The sequence below is a fragment of the Pseudomonas sp. GW821-FHT07F01 genome, assembly GCF_059418825.1.
This window is the reverse complement of record NZ_JBWKQO010000006.1, coordinates 109,517-124,772: the sequence shown is the minus strand read 5'-3', so window position 1 is coordinate 124,772 and position 15,256 is coordinate 109,517. Positions and strand designations below refer to the sequence as shown.

General features: G+C 65.0%; 11 protein-coding genes. 6 read left to right on the top strand and 5 right to left on the bottom strand.

From position 1 onward, the window contains the following. Positions 1 to 62: 62 nt before the first annotated feature. Positions 63 to 2,435 carry a TonB-dependent receptor gene (locus AC07R1_RS22395; protein WP_077933189.1) on the bottom strand — a complete coding sequence of 791 codons (2,373 nt, stop codon included), beginning with the start codon at positions 2,433 to 2,435 and terminating at the stop codon, positions 63 to 65. A gap of 154 nt (positions 2,436 to 2,589) precedes the next feature. Between AC07R1_RS22395 and AC07R1_RS22390 the strand changes: the two genes are divergently transcribed. Further along, positions 2,590 to 3,534 (top strand): LysR family transcriptional regulator, encoded by a 945-nt coding sequence (locus AC07R1_RS22390; protein WP_495110951.1) that lies wholly within the window; start codon positions 2,590 to 2,592, stop codon positions 3,532 to 3,534. 240 nt (positions 3,535 to 3,774) lie between these two features. Further along, the gene (locus tag AC07R1_RS22385; protein WP_492585228.1) at positions 3,775 to 5,391 is read left to right on the top strand and encodes an alkaline phosphatase family protein; all 1,617 of its coding nucleotides are present in this window, start codon (positions 3,775 to 3,777) and stop codon (positions 5,389 to 5,391) included. A 378-nt stretch (positions 5,392 to 5,769) separates the two neighbouring features. On the opposite strand, the gene AC07R1_RS22380 is transcribed toward AC07R1_RS22385, so the two are convergent. Beyond that, the gene (locus tag AC07R1_RS22380) at positions 5,770 to 6,675 is read right to left on the bottom strand and encodes a TauD/TfdA dioxygenase family protein (protein WP_495110950.1); all 906 of its coding nucleotides are present in this window, start codon (positions 6,673 to 6,675) and stop codon (positions 5,770 to 5,772) included. A gap of 183 nt (positions 6,676 to 6,858) precedes the next feature. Between AC07R1_RS22380 and AC07R1_RS22375 the strand changes: the two genes are divergently transcribed. Beyond that, positions 6,859 to 7,779, top strand: a complete 921-nt coding sequence (locus tag AC07R1_RS22375; protein ID WP_015633719.1) for a LysR family transcriptional regulator — start codon at positions 6,859 to 6,861, stop codon at positions 7,777 to 7,779. A 160-nt stretch (positions 7,780 to 7,939) separates the two neighbouring features. Here the strand turns inward: AC07R1_RS22375 and AC07R1_RS22370 are convergent, their stop codons facing one another. Beyond that, complete coding sequence (locus AC07R1_RS22370) at positions 7,940 to 8,962, bottom strand: ABC transporter substrate-binding protein (RefSeq protein WP_015633718.1); 1,023 nt, start codon at positions 8,960 to 8,962, stop codon at positions 7,940 to 7,942. A 368-nt stretch (positions 8,963 to 9,330) separates the two neighbouring features. Here AC07R1_RS22370 and AC07R1_RS22365 point away from each other — a divergent pair, with 368 nt between their 5' ends. From AC07R1_RS22365 to AC07R1_RS22355, 3 genes are read left to right on the top strand one after another with little or no spacing between them, the layout of a single operon-like run. Beyond that, positions 9,331 to 10,926 carry an ABC transporter permease gene (locus AC07R1_RS22365; RefSeq protein ID WP_019095371.1) on the top strand — a complete coding sequence of 532 codons (1,596 nt, stop codon included), beginning with the start codon at positions 9,331 to 9,333 and terminating at the stop codon, positions 10,924 to 10,926. After that, positions 10,923 to 11,738: an ABC transporter ATP-binding protein gene (locus AC07R1_RS22360; protein WP_011058586.1), complete on the top strand. Its 816-nt coding sequence runs from the start codon at positions 10,923 to 10,925 to the stop codon at positions 11,736 to 11,738. The genes AC07R1_RS22365 and AC07R1_RS22360 overlap by 4 nt, the downstream gene beginning before the upstream one ends. Positions 11,739 to 11,752: 14 nt before the next feature. Further along, a complete protein-coding gene (locus AC07R1_RS22355) occupies positions 11,753 to 13,363 on the top strand; it encodes an arylsulfatase (protein WP_015633716.1) in 1,611 nt (536 codons plus the stop codon). A 186-nt stretch (positions 13,364 to 13,549) separates the two neighbouring features. Here the strand turns inward: AC07R1_RS22355 and AC07R1_RS22350 are convergent, their stop codons facing one another. After that, entirely contained in the window at positions 13,550 to 13,996 is a 447-nt protein-coding gene (locus AC07R1_RS22350; protein WP_011058584.1) for a pesticin immunity protein, read from the bottom strand. A 113-nt stretch (positions 13,997 to 14,109) separates the two neighbouring features. Continuing rightward, a complete protein-coding gene (locus AC07R1_RS22345; protein WP_065364760.1) occupies positions 14,110 to 15,183 on the bottom strand; it encodes a fatty acid desaturase in 1,074 nt (357 codons plus the stop codon). Between the last annotated feature and the right edge of the window lie 73 nt (positions 15,184 to 15,256).

Below are 15,256 nucleotides of genomic sequence, written 5' to 3'. Positions count from 1 at the left end.
AGCACTCCTGTTCAAGTCGAAAGGCGCCGGAGAACCCGGCGCAAGGTGCGAAAAGCCGGGTATCAGAAATCGTAGCGACCGGTCACGCCCAAGGTCCGCGGGGTGCCCAGCAGGCCTTCGTAACCGCCGTTGCCGCCGGTCCAGAGGGTGGTGTAGTAGGTCTTGTCGAAGGCGTTCTTCAGCCACAGCGAAACGTCCCACTGGCCCTGCTCGTAGTTGCCGCGCAAGCCGGTGGAAAGGTTGACCACGGCGTAGCTGGGGATCTGCCCGTACTCGGAATCCTCCACGGTGCCCACCGCCTTGGAACGGAATGCATAGCTGGCGGTGACGTACTCTTCCAGGCCGTTGTCCAGGTTCCACTTGTATTCGCCGTTGGCGTTGCCGATCCATTTCGAGGCGCCCACCACCTGGTGGCCGCTGAGATCGCACGAGGCCGGGGCACCGGGGCGCAGGCTGACTTCCGGCGGGCACGGCGCATCCTTGTAGGAGAGGTAGCGCACGTCGTTGTAGGAACCGTTGAGGTTCAGGGTCAGGCCACGGATCGGCACCAGGGTGCTTTCCACTTCCACCCCGCGCGAGCGCACCGAACCGGCGTTGGTCAGGTACTGCACGCGGTTGACGTCGTCGTAGGCGTTGGTCTGGTAGCCGTTGACCTGGGTCCAGAACAGGTTGGCGTTGAGTTGCAGGCGGCGGTCCCACAGGGTGCTCTTGAAACCCAGCTCGGCGTTGTTGGCGCGCTCGGTGCCGATCAGCAGCGAATCGGCCCCGGCGGTAGGCGCCGACCCCACCGTCAGGTTGACCCCACCGGACTTCTCGCCGTGGGACAGGGTGGCGTAGCCCAGCAGGTCGTCGGTGATGCGGTAGCTGAGGTTGAGCAGGCCCGAGGGGCTGGTGCTGTACTGGTTGAGGTCGCCGGAGTCATAGGCTCCGGTGCGCCCGCGCCGCGCGTTGGCGGCGGCGCCGGCCACCGCCACGCCGCCCACCGGGGCGTTACGGGTCACCCAGGCGCTTTTCTCCTCGTAGGTGCCGCGCAGGCCGGCGGTGAAATCCAGGCGCTCGGTGAGGTGCCAGGTGCCCTGGGCAAACAGGGCGAAACTGTTGGTCTGGATATGCCCGTTGCCGATGCTGGTGACGTTGCTCAGGGCGCCGGCCGGGGTGCCGTTCCAGATGTCCGCCTTGGGCCCGTAATAGGCGAAGGATTTGTTGTCCAGGTCGGAGCCGAAGTAGTAGGCGCCCAGCACGTAGTCGAAGAAGCCGCCGGTGGGCGAGGCCAGGCGAAATTCCTGGGACCACTGCTTGTCTTGCACCGAAACCCCGGCGTTGTAGCTGGCCGGAACGTTGAGGCCATCGTCGTTGCGCGGGGTGAAATTCCACCAGCGGTAGGAGCTGACCGAGGTCAGGGTGAAGTCGCTGGGCAGGGTCCAGTTGGCCTCAAGCGAAGTGCCGCCCTGGAACACCGTCACGTGCTGGTCGTTGTCCAGGTTGACCTTGCGGTGCGAACCATTGACCAGGGTCGCGCCGGCCGCCGCCGCGCGCGACTCGTAGACATTGGTGCCGTTGATGGTCGGGCCGGTGCTGTACAGCACTCGGGTGCCGGCGCTGGAATCCTCTTCGTTGTAGTCGCCGATCCAGCGCAGGTTGAAGCTCTCATTGGGCTTGTACAGCAACTGCCCGCGAAAGCCCTGGCGTGAGCCGCCATTGAGGTCGTGGCCGTCGAATTCGTTCTTGATGTCGCCGTCGCTGCGGGTGCGATAGGCGGAAAAACGCCCCGCCAGCTCATCGGTCAGCGGCCCGGAAATCGTGCCCTTGGTCTGGAAGTATCCATCCTCGCCGAGGGAGGTTTCGATGCTGCGCTCCGGGGTGAAGCTCGGCGCCCGGGTGCTGATGTTGATCACCCCGGCGGTGGTGTTCTTGCCGAACAGGGTGCCCTGGGGGCCGCGCAGCACTTCCAGCTGCTCGATATCCATCAGGTCGAACACCGCCATCCCCGGCCTTCCGAGGTAGACGTTGTCGATGTACAGCCCGACGCTGCCTTCCAGGCCGTCGCTGGCCGGGTTGTTGCCCAGGCCACGGATCGACACGCTGGACTGGCGCGCATGCATGTAGGCGACGTTGACGCTGGGCACCAGTTGCTGCAGATCCTGGATGCGGTACACCCGCTGGCTCTCCAGGGCCTGGCCGCTGACCACGCTCATGGGGGTGGGCACGCTCTGGGAGCTTTCCTCGCGTCGACGGGCAGTGACGGTCACCGTCTGCAACTGGCCATCATCGGCCTTGGCCTTGTTGGCACTGCTCTTGGCCGGGGTGGCTTGCGGCGCCGGGGCCTCTTCGGCCCAGGTCGGTGTCCAACTGGCACTGCCGGCCAGCAACAGCGCCAGGGGCAGGCGCTTGAGCCGCCGGGGCGAGAGGGGTGAAGCGAGGGACAACGGGCTCATGGGCGGCTCCTGGTCAGAAAATATACAGCCTTGTATATTCCTTAAAGTTATTTATTTATGTTTTTACAAAGATTTACTGCATAAGAGATTGCCTTTATAAGGAGTCGACCTAATGCATAGCCAATGCATTTCCCCGATATTTTTTATGTGAAAAATGCATATCGACCTGCGCCAGCTCCGCCACTTCATCGCCCTCGCCGAACAGCGCAGCTTTGTCGCGGCCGCAGCGGCGGTGAACCTCTCGCAATCGGCCTTCAGCCGCAGCATCCAGGCCCTGGAACACAGCGTCGGCTGCCAGCTGGTGGATCGCGGGCGCAAGGACCTGGCGCCGACCAAGCAGGGCCAGTTGCTGCTGGAGCACGCGCGCCGGCTGGTCAGCGGCGCCCAGCAGATGGCCAACGAGATCAGCCAGTTCAATGGCCTGGAAGCGGGAGAGTTGCGCTTCGGCTGTGGCCCCGCGCCAGCCGCCGGGCTGATCCCCCGGGCCATCGGCAGCTTTATCGGGCGTTATCCCAAGGCCCGGGTGCAGTTCCAGGTGGATGACTGGCAAAGCCTGAGCAAGCGCCTGCTCAGCGAAGAGTTCGAATTCTTCGTTGCCGACACCCGGCACTTCGAGGCCGATCCGGACTACCTGACCCAGCGCCTGCGCCCGCGCAAATGGCATTTCTGCTGCCGCGCCGGACACCCCCTGGCCCAGCGCGAAAGTGTCAGCGCCAGCGAACTGATGAGCTACCCACTGGCGGTGACCATCCGCCCGCCCAACCTGCGCAAGGTCATTGTCGACCTGAGCGGCAAGCCGGACTTCACGCCCAATGTGGAATGCGAAAACAGCTACAGCCTGCTGGGGGTGGTCATGCGCTCGGATGCCATCGGCATCATCGGTTCCTACAGCGACGCGTTGCACAACGCCAAGGGCGAGCTGGTGTGCCTGAAGATCGACGGCCTGGCCGACGACCTGGAAGAGCTCTACACCCGCTACGGCATCGTCAGCCGCGCCGGCTATCGCCTGTCGCCTTTGGCCGCGGCGATGATCGACGAGATCAAGCGCATCGACGAACAGGACGAGGACGTGTGCAGCCTGGACAACCTGGCGGTCTGAGCCACCTGCATGCTCTCACCGTAGGAGCCGGCTTGCCGGCGAAGAGGCCCTTGAGCCTTGCAGCGCTCTCAGGGACGCCTTCGCTGGCAAGCCAGCTCCTACAAGACCCTGCCGTCCGCACACGACGTGGGGGGCCGGTCGGCATTGCATGAAACGCATCGAAACTATTCGGCAAATGCGCTTGCCGGAAGCCCCCGCCGGAGGCGAAAAACCTCGCCTGTCTTCCCCTTGGTGAACCCCATGTCCAATACCCATCCGCCCGTGCGCAACGTGCTCTACATCATGTGCGACCAGCTGCGCCGGGATTACCTCTCGTGCTACGGCCACCCGCACCTGCATACCCCGAACATCGACCGCCTGGCCAACGCCGGGGTGCGCTTCAGCCGCGCCTACACCCAGGGCACCATCTGCGGCCCGTCGCGCATGTCGGCCTACACCGGGCGCTACGTCAGCAGCCACCAGGTGGCCTGGAACGCCGTGCCCCTGCCCCTTGAAGAACTGACCCTGGGGGACTACCTGCGACCCCACGGCATCCGCACCGCGCTGGTGGGCAAGACCCACGCCACACCCAACCTCGACGCCCTGCAACGCCTGGCCATCGACCCCGAAAGTGCCCAGGCCGAGGTGCTCAACGAAGTCGGCTTCGAGCCCTATTTCCGCCATGACGGCATCTACCCCGACGACCCGGTATTCGACGACAAGCGCGAGTCGGCGCCCTACACACACTACCTGCGCGACCTCGGCTACCAAGGGCGCAACCCCTGGCACGACTGGGCCAACGCCGGGGCCGGCGAGCAGGGAGAAATCCGCAGCGGCTGGAAAATGCGCAACGCCCACCTGCCGGCCCGGGTCGCGCAAGAGCACTCGGAAACCGTCTACACCACCGACCGCGCCATCGACTTCATCAGCGAACAAGGCGAGCAGCCCTGGTGCCTGCACCTGTCCTACATCAAGCCCCACTGGCCCTATATCGCACCCGCGCCCTACCACTCGCTGTATGGCCCGGAGCAGGTGATCCCGGCGGTGCGCGCCGCGCCAGGGCAGCTCAGCGATCACCCGGTCTACGCCGCCTTCCGCCAGCATGAAGAAAGCCTGAATTTTTCCCGGGATGAGGTGCGCCTGAACGTGGTGCCCACCTACATGGGCCTGATCAAGCAGGTGGATGACCAGCTCGGCCGGCTGTTTGACTTCCTGCAGAGCAACGGCCGCTGGGACGACACCCTGATCGTCTTCACCAGCGACCACGGCGACTTCCTTGGCGACCACTACCTGGGGGAAAAGGAATTTCTGCTGGAACCGGCGGTGGGCGTGCCGCTGATCGTCCGCGACCCGCGCACGGCGGCAGACAGCAGCCGCGGCACCGTGGACGAACGCCTGGTGGAAACCATCGACGCCCTGCCGACCTTTCTCGAGGCCCTGGGCCTGCCGGGGGCCGAGCATCGCCTGGAAGGCCGCTCGCTGATCCCCCTGCTGCACGGCGCCGAACCGGCCTGGCGCCGCTACGCCATCAGCGAATACGACTACGCCTTCCAGGCCCCTGCGCGAGAGCGCCTGGGCCAGCCCATCGACCGCTGCCGCATGACCATGGTGCGCAGCGAGCGCTGGAAGTACCTGGCCTACGATGGCTTGCGCCCGCAGTTGTTCGACCTGCACAACGACCCCCAGGAGTTGCACGACCTGGGGGCCGATCCGGCCTATGCCGCGGTGCGCGAAGAACACCTGGGATATGTGCTGGAATGGCTGCGCGGCCTGAAACGCCGTACCACCATCAGCCATCAAGAAATCGACCTGCGCGGCCAGCGTTTTCGCTACGGCGAGCCGGAAAGCGAAAAGCTGGTACAGATCGGCGTGTGGTAACCCCCACCCGTACCTGCACCTTCCCCCGTAGGAGCCGGCTTGCCGGCGAAGAGGCCCTTGGGCATTGCAGCACTCTCAGGGGCGCCTTCGCTGGCAAGCCGGCGCCTACAGCGGGCAGGTTCATCGCGTAAATTCCTGTAGGAGCCGGCTTGCCGGCGAAGAGGCCCTTGGGCATTGCAGCACTCTCGAGGGCGCCTTCGCTGGCAAGCCAGCTCCTACAGCGGGCAGGTTCATCGCGTAAATTCCTGTAGGAGCCGGCTTGCCGGCGAAGAGGCCCTCAAGTCTTGCAGTGCTCTCGAGGGCGCCTTCGCTGGCAAGCCAGCTCCTACAGTGGGTAGGTTCATCGGGTAAATGCCCGTAGGGGCTTGAGGGGGCGGGTCAGAGCCCCTTGATGGTCTGGCTGCGCTGGCCGTGGACGCCCACCGGAACGTCGCCCTTGAGGGTCACACGGCGCACGATGCGGTCCTGGGTGCCGTAGTCGTCCACGGCATAGTGCTGGGTCGAGCGGTTGTCCCAGATCGCCACGTCCCCTGCGCTCCAGCGCCAGCGCACGGTGTTTTCCAGACGGGTGACGTGGCTTTGCAGCAAGCCGAACAAATGCGCCGAGTCCGCCTGGGAATAGCCCTTGATGCGCTTCACGAAGTGCCCCAGTACCAGGCTCTTTTCACCGCTCTCGGGGTGCACGCGAACGATCGGGTGCTCGGTCTCGAACACCGTGGAGGTGAACACCTTGCGGTAACGCTCCAGCTTCTCCGCCGAAACGTCCGGCTTGGCCCCGGCGTAGTCGTATTCATTGCTGTGCACCGCCCAGAGCTTGTCCGCCAGCTCCCGCAGTTCCGCCGACAGTTCGTTGTAGGCCGTGGCGGTGTTGGCCCAGACGGTGTCGCCACCGGAGGCCGGGGCCACCACCGAGCGCAGGATCGAGGCCTTGGGGTAGGCGTCGACGAAGGTCACGTCGGTGTGCCAGGAGTTGGCCCGCTGGCCCTGGGCGCCATCCAGCTCCATCAGGTAGCGGGTGCCGTCGCGTACCGGCACGGTGGGGTGGGCCACCGGTTCGCCCAGCAGGTGCGAGAAGGCTTCCTGGCTCTGGTCGTCGAGGTGGGTCTGGCCACGGAAGAAAATCACCTTGTACTGCACCAGCGCTTGCCGGATCGCTTCCACGGTGGCGGCGTCGAGATCGCCGGACAGTTGCACGCCACGGATCTCGGCGCCGATACGGCCGGCCACCGGGTGAATATCAAGGGCATGAACAGCAGGTTGAACGGCTAAGGCGGCATTGCTCATCAGGTACACCCTCATCGGACTGCTTACAGTGGAACCGCCGCGAAACAACGCTCTATCTATATTCAATTTAGATCTAATAGATAACTACATGCTTCGTTGACGGAATAAGAGCTTGCATTTAAAACCTCATTCCTCACTCGTCGCAAATGCCTTCGAGCTATTTTTCGGATGCCGGGAAAGCATATGGATCTTCGCCAATTGCGTTACTTCATCGCCCTCAATGAACACCGCAGTTTTGTCCGCGCCGCCGACGCCATGGGCATCACCCAGCCGGCCTTCAGCCGCAGTATCCAGGGCCTGGAGCAGGAGTTCGGCTGCGTGCTGGTGGACCGTGGCAACAAGGATCTGCGCCCCACCCCGGAAGGCCAGGTGGTGCTGCAACACGCCTTGAGCCTGGTTCAGGGCGCGGCCTTGCTCAGCAGCGAAGTGACCCAGATGACCAAGCTCGATGCCGGCGAAGTGCGCTTCGGCTGCGGCCCGGCCCCGGCGGTGAAACTGGTGCCCGATGCGGTGGCGCAATTCACCAGTGCCCACCCGAAGGTGCGCACCTGCTTTGCCGTGGATAACTGGGAAAAACTCAGCCGCAGCCTGAACCGCGAAGAGATCGAATTCTTTATCGCCGACATCCGCCATTTCGAGGCCGACCCGAACTACCAGACCCAGCCCCTGACGCCCAAGCGCGGGGTGTTCTTCTGCCGTCCCGGGCATCCGCTGCTGGCCAAGGAAAGCCTGTCCACCAACGACATGTTCGACTACCCCCTGGCCACCACCCTGATCCCCCCGGGGATTCGCAAGCTGCTGGCCAACCTCAGCGGACGCATCGATTTTTCACCCACCATCGAAACCGAGCACTTTCCGGCGCTGGTGAAGATCGTCCGCCAGTCCAATGCCATCGGCGTGGGCACCGCCGAGGCCTTTGCCGAAGACATCGCCCAGGGTTCGCTGGCGCTGCTGCACTGGCGCAACCTGCCGCAGAACATCGACAGCCTGAATGCGCGTTGCGGCATCGTCAGCCGCAGCGGTTTTCGCCTGTCGCCGGCGGCGCGCAAGATGATCGAAGTGCTGGTGGCGGTGGATCGGCAGGGGCACGCCATCGCCGTGTAGAACAGCTTCGCCGGCAAGCCGGCTCCTACAAGATCCCGCACGATATCCCCGTCGACCGTAGGAGCTGGCTTGCCAGCGAAGAGGCCCTCAAGACCGCCCTCGCCGACAAGCCGGCTCCAGGGTTACGCAAGAGCCGGCTTGCCGGCGAATGGTGCCGACCTCAAAGACCGGCAGCGGCCAACTGCGGGGCGACCCAGGCATCCACCTTGAACGGCTTGCGAATCAAGCGTTCCTTGGCCGCCAGGTCTACCGAATCCTGCAGTTTGCCGAGGAACACCGGGTCCAGGGTCGAGGGGAAGATCTCGCTCAGGCGCTGGTCCTTGAGGTCATCCTGCAAGATCACCGGCGGGTAGCTGGCCAGCCCCGAAACCAGCTGGATGTAGGCTTCCTTGTTGCTGTCCTGGGTCAGCCACTCTACGGCCTGCTGCTGGGCCTTGAGCAGTTTTTCCACGGCCTCGGGATGTTCGTCGACAAACTTGCCGGCGCCCACCAGCACGCTCTGCACGCTGCCGGCGCCGCCCAGGTCCTTGGTGCTCAGGGGCAGTTCGGCCAGGCCTTTGCTGCGCAGGGCCGAGAGCCCGGTGCTGCCCCAGGAGGCGTCGATCTGCTTGGCCGCCAATGCAGCTACCGCCGCGTTGAAGTCAAGGTTGACCACCTTCAGGTCCTTCTCGCTCAGGCCCCGGCTGGCCAGGGCCGCGTCGAACGACAGCTGGGTGGCGGTGCCACGGAACACTGCCACGCGCTTGCCCTTGAGGTCTTCCAGGGTCTTGATCCCGGAACCCGGCACCACCCCCAGATAGTGCTTGACCCCACGGGCCGAGGCGCTGAGCAGGCGGGTATCCAGGCCGTTGGACTTGCCGATGATGGCGGCCAGGTCCCCCAGGTACGCCAGGTCCACCTGGCCGTTGGCGAAGGCCTCGTTGATCACCGGGCCTGCGCCCTTGAAGAAATTCCACTGGATCTTGATGCCCTGGTCGGCGAAGGCCTTTTCAAAGATCTGTTGCTGGCGCAGCACATCCACCACCCCACCGCCGCTGTGCTGGGTGCCGGCACTGAGGTCGGGCACGGCAATGCGGATTTCCTTGAGTTCGTCGGCCTGGGCCAGCAGCGGCAGGCAGCCCAGGAGCCCCGCCAGGGCCGGGGCGGCGAACAGGCTGATGACGCGTTTGAAGGGAAGGTTCATGGGTGCGGCTCCTGGTGGCAAAGGCTGAGAGGAGCAAAAGGTAGGCACGGAATCGTTCAACATTTAAATACTATAAATTCACATTTTAATAACCATATCGAATAAATCAGCTGCCACGGGCGTCCCCGGGGATATGCATGAAATGCATGAAAAATATTCTTCAAATGCATTGGATGCGTGTCGGCGAGAAGCCTTAAATGGCCTTTCTTATCTCTTAATAGAATCGATAAGAATTTTAATAGATCACAAATGCATAACACGTAGAAACCGCCTTGCCAGCGAACAGACCCTCAAACGCTGATTCGCCGACAAGCCAGCCCCTACGGCATCGACCCACGCCATGCAGTACCCGACGACGGAGGTCATCCATGGCCCGTGTTTCCCTGCTCAGCCTGCCCCTGGCGGCGCCGTCCGACGGACGCCCGGGCTGGCCCCTGATCAGCCAGCGGCTGCTGCCCTGGCTGTTGCCCATCAGCCTGTTCGCCCTGTGGTGGCTGGCCAGCCGCAATCAATGGATGAGCGAACAGATCCTGCCGGCCCCGGCCCTGGTCTGGAGCAGTGCCCTGGAGCTGGCCCACGGCGAGCTGTGGAGCCATCTGGCGATCAGCCTGCAACGGCTGTTCTGGGGCCTGCTGGCGGGTATCGCCGCCGGCGCCCTGCTGGGGGGTGCCCTGGGCTTCAGCCGACGCCTGGAGCGCCTAGTGTTTCCCACCTTCGGCGCCCTGTCGCAGATCCCCACCCTGGCCTGGATCCCGCTGTTCATGGTGTTTTTCGGCATCGGCGAAGTGCTCAAGCTAGTGGTGCTGATCAAGGCGGTGGTGGTGCCCGTGACCCTGCACACCCTGGTGGGCGTGCGCGATGCCCAGCCCCGGCTGCGGGAAGCCGCCGCGGTGCTGCGCCTGCCGCCGGCGCTGCTGGTGCGCCGCCTGGTGCTGCCCGCTGCGCTGCCGGCCTTCATGGCCGGGGTGCGCCTGGCGCTGGCCACCGGCTGGACCTCGCTGCTGGCAGTGGAACTGCTGGCCTCCAGCGAAGGCATCGGCTACCTGATGGTCTGGGCACGCCAGCTGTTCATGCTGGACATCGTCTTCGTGTGCATCCTGGTGATCGGCCTGCTGGGGGTGTGCATGGACCGCGGCATCGGCTGGCTCGACCGCCGGCTGGTGCACTGGCCGCACCCGGCCACCGCCGAATTCCGTCGCGGCCCGCGCTACCAGGGCTGGCAGCGCCTGCAACCCTGGCTGCTGCCCCTGGCGCTGCTAACCCTGTGGCAAGTGGCGAGCGACCAGCAGTGGGTCGACCCGAACATCCTGCCCAGCCCCCTGGCGGTACTCGCCACCACCGGCAACGGCCTGCTCGATGGCAGCCTGCTGGGGGGCATGGGCCTGAGCCTGGGCCGCACCCTCGGCGGCCTTCTGCTGGGCGGCGGCCTGGGCTTTGCCTTTGGCCTGCTGCTGGGCCTGTCGCGGTTCAGTGAACGCCTGCTGGGCCCGACCCTGGCCGCCATCCGCCAGATCGCCATCTTCGCCTGGGTGCCGCTGCTCACCGCCTGGTTCGGCCTGGGGGAACTGGCCAAGTGGGTGTTCGTCGCCCTGGCCGCATTCTTCCCGCTGTTCATCGCCACCCAGCGCAGCGTCGCCCAGCTCTCGCCGCAACTGGCGGAAGCCGCCCAGGTACTGCGCCTGAACCTCTGGCAACGGCTGCGCCGGCTGGTGCTGCCCGGCGCCGCGCCGGGGATTTTCGCCGGCCTGCGCATCAGCCTGATCTACGCCTGGCTGGGCACCATCGGCGCGGAATATTTCATGCCGTCCAACGGCGGCATCGGCAGCCAGATGATCAGCGCCCAGCAACTGCTACGCATGGACCTGATCATGGCCGGCATGCTCCTGGTGGGCCTTACCGGGGCCCTGCTCAACCTGATCGGGCAACAACTCGAACTTCGCGCCACCCGCTGGAGACACGCATGAACGCACCCCTGGTCAGTTTCACTCACGTGGGCAAGACCTTCGCCGTCGCCGGTGGCGAGGTGGAGGCGATCCGCGAATTCAACCTGGACATCGCCGAAGGCGAGTTCGTCGCCATCGTCGGTTCCAGCGGTTGCGGCAAGTCCACCCTGCTGCGCCTGCTGATCGGCCTGGACACCGAGTTTCGTGGCCAGATCCGGGTCGACGGCAAGGCCGTCAGCGGCATCGGCGGCGAGCGCGGCATCGTGTTCCAGGAACACCGCCTGTTCCCCTGGCTGACGGTGGCCGAGAACATCGGCCTGGGCCTGGTCAACGAGCCCCTGAGCGCCGCCGAGCGCCAGCAGCGGGTCGGCGAATTCATCGAACTGGTGGGCCTCAAGGATTTCACCCGGGCCTATCCCCATCAGCTCTCCGGCGGCATGGCGCAACGGGTGGCCATTGCCCGTGGGCTGGTGGCCAGCCCGCGGATCCTGCTGCTGGACGAACCCTTCGGCGCCCTCGACGCCCTGACCCGCCAACAGATGCAGGACGAACTGCTGGCGATCCGCGAGCGGGCCAAGATCACCACGGTGCTGGTGACCCACGATGTCGAGGAAGCGATTTTCCTCGCCGACCGGGTGGTGGTGATGGAACCGCGCCCGGGGCGGATCAAGCGCGTGGTCGAGGTGGCCCTGCCCCACCCGCGCCAGCGCAGCAGTTTCGACTTCCACCAACTGCGTGAGGAGCTGCTTCACGAACTGACCCGCGACGAGCTCTACCAGGCGCCTTCGCCGGTACAGATCCGCGACCTGCCCCTGACCTTCATTGCTTGCTGAACAGGAGTGACTCGATGCCGCAACGTCCCAACTTCCTGGTGATCCTGGCCGACGACCTGGGCTTCTCCGACCTCGGCGCCTTCGGCGGCGAGATCGCCACGCCGAACCTCGATGCCCTGGCCTTCAACGGCCTGCGCCTGACCGACTTCCACACCGCCCCCACCTGCTCGCCAACCCGCTCCATGCTGCTCACCGGCACCGACCACCACATTGCCGGGATCGGCACCATGGCCGAAGCCCTGACCCCCGAGCTGATCGGCAAGCCGGGCTATGAGGGTTACCTCAACGACCGCGTGGTGGCCCTGCCGGAACTGCTGCGCGAGGCCGGCTACCAGACCCTGATGAGCGGCAAATGGCACCTGGGGCTGACTGCCGAACGCGCGCCCCATGCCCGGGGCTTCGAGCGCTCGTTCTCGCTGTTGCCGGGGGCGGCCAACCACTACGGCTTCGAGCCGACCTACGACGAGCACACCCCCGGGCTGCTCAAATCCACGCCGGCGCTGTACATCGAGGACGACCGCTTCATCGATGAACTGCCAGCGGGTTTCTATTCCTCCGATGCCTTTGGCGACAAGCTCTTGCAGTACCTGAAAGAGCGCGACCAGAGCCGGCCGTTCTTCGCCTACCTGCCGTTCTCGGCGCCCCATTGGCCGCTGCAGGCTCCGGAGGAAATCGTCGCCAAGTACCGGGGCCGCTATGACGCCGGCCCCGAAGTGCTGCGCCGCGAGCGCCTGGAAAAACTCCAGGCCCTGGGCCTGGTGGACCCGCAGGTCGAGCCCCATCCGCTGATCAACCTGAACGCCGAATGGAACGCCCTCAGCGAAGAACAGCGCCAGGTGTCGGCACGGGCCATGGAGGTGTATGCGGCGATGGTCGAGCGCATGGACTGGAACATCGGCCGGGTGGTGGACTACCTGCGCCAGCAAGGCCAGCTGGACAACACCCTGATCCTGTTCATGTCCGACAACGGTGCCGAGGGCGCGCTGCTGGAAGCCTTCCCCAAGTTCGGCCCGGAGCTTTTGACCTACCTCAACCAGCACTACGACAACCGCCTGGAGAACATCGGCCGGGCCAACTCCTACGTCTGGTACGGCCCGGCCTGGGCCCAGGCGGCCACTGCGCCATCGCGGCTGTTCAAGGCCTTCACCACCCAGGGCGGAATTCGCGTGCCGGCGTTGCTGCACTACCCGCAACTGCCGCTCAAGGGGCAGATCAGCCACGGCTTCGGCACGGTGATGGACATTACTCCGACCCTGCTCGACCTGGCCGGCGTGCGCCACCCGGGCAAGCGCTGGCGCGGGCGCGATGTGGCGCCACTGCGGGGCAAGTCGTGGCTGGGCTTTCTCTCCGGCGAAACCGCCCGGGTGCATGACGAACAAACGGTAACCGGCTGGGAGCTGTTCGGCCGCCGGGCAATTCGCCAGGGCCAGTGGAAGGCGGTGTACATCCCCGGCCCCGTGGGCCCGGCGACGTGGCAGCTGTACGACCTGGGCCAGGACCCGGGGGAGATTCACGACCTGGCCCACAGCCAGCCGGAAAAACTGCGCACCCTGCTGGAAGAATGGCAGCGTTATGTGGATGAAACCGGAGTGATCCTCAGCGAATCACCGTTCCAGCCGGATTGATCTTGCAGGAGCTGGCTTGTCTATGAACCGGCCCCTGGAGGAGCCTGCTTGTGTAGGAGCTGGCTTGCCAGCGAAGGCGTCCTCCAGAACAACACAAGTCTCCAGGGCCCTTTCGCCGGCAAGCCGGCTCCTACGGGGTGCGTTTGGGTTGTCGGTGAATACACCGAGCTGCGCCAGGCGCTGGCCTCAGCCTCGGGTGATGCGGCAAGCCGGGGTATTCGGCAGTTCCTTGACCACGACGTAATGCCCAGCCCGGTTTTTCTCGACCCGCAACGGCGAAGCGGCCAAGTAGCTGCCGCGCAGGCTCTGGTCGACAAAACAGATGGCGATGCCCTGCTTCCCCTGCTCCATCACTCTGACGCTGTAGACCCAGCTTTGCTCTTCGTCCACCGCGCTGTAGGTGCCCTCGGCGCCTGCGGCCTTCTCGTAGATCCGATAGGGCGTCTGGCCCAGCGTGGTGCCGTCCGGGTAATGCCGCGGCCGCAAGGAATTGCGAAAACCGTTCACTTCCAGATGCTTCAAGATACTCAGCGCCAGTGCCTCGTCACTGCCCTGCGCCACCGAGTCGGCCAGCGACGCGCTGCCCACACTCATCAAGGCAACGGCGATCAATCGCCTTACCGCACTGCTCATACTGTCTCCCTGTCGTTGCCTCTTCGCGGATTCCGGGCGTTTCCCGGCACTGCGTGACCTTGGCTTAACGTTATCGGTCCTTGGGTATTTAACCAGAAAGACAGTCCGCCCCCTCAAGCCCGGGCGTTATGCGCCGGTTGCATCGCTTCGCGCTCCTGCCGGGTAAAGCGGTTGGCCCGGGCAAAGGTGCCGAAATCGTTGAAGCGCACGCCCATCTCGGCCATCACTTTATGCGCCACCGATGCCGTCATCTGGCGGATGTAGAACGGCTCCCTGACCACGAAATGGTGGATGCCGTGGGTGCTGCCGAAGTTGCAGCAGAAGGCCTGCAACGGCCACATCCACCAGGGGTTGAGTACCTGGGTCTGCTGGATCACGTTGCCCGGCTCGATGTCGCCGTAGTAGTGCATGTTGGAACTGACAAAGTGCAGGCAGAAGGTGCGCAGCACGTTGGGGCCGATGATCACCACCACGGCGATATCGACGTAGTGCATCAGCGACGCGGTGTCTTGCGACCACTGGATCGGGCTGCCCAGCAGGGCGGCCACGCCGTTGGCCCCATGAAAGCCCAGGAACACATACCAGGCGCCCCAATGCAGCAATGCCAGCGGCGCGTACACCGCCAGGGTACGAACGAGGATGCCCAGCTTGCGCCTGGCCCCCGGCGCCCGCAGCAGGCGGATGAAGGCCGCCATCATGTTGTCCCCCACCATCAGCAGGCGGGCGATGCCCCAGGGCTCGCCGTTGGTGATGGCGCGCTCCTCGATGTCGCTCTCGCTGCCGGACACCTTGTGATGATTCAGGTGCAGGTGGCGGCGCACCCAGGGGTTGATGGTGCTCGGCCGCGCCAGCCACACCAGCCCCAGCATCAGGTTGTGGGGCAGGCGCTGCTTGCGAAAGTACATGCTGTGGATCAGGTCGTGTTCCAGCTCGTGGGTCAGGGAGGCGAAGAACGCGTTGAGCAGCAGGCACGCCCACCAGGCCAGGTGACCCGTGACATAGAGCAGCGCTGACCCCAGCATCCCCGACAGAGCGAACGCAAGGATCCCCGCGCCCAGCGCGTCCTGGTGCCGCAGCAAGGGAAAGCGCCGGCGCAGTTCATCGCCCCGGGCCAGGACCACCTGGCGAATGTGCGCCGCCCGCTGTTGCGCGTTCATCCGCTCGGGGCTTGCAGAAATACCCTGCATGATTCCATCCTCTGGTCAGTGATGTGTGCATCCTGCCCCGAGCCCCGGCTCCGGGCGCTAGCCGTAAACGCCA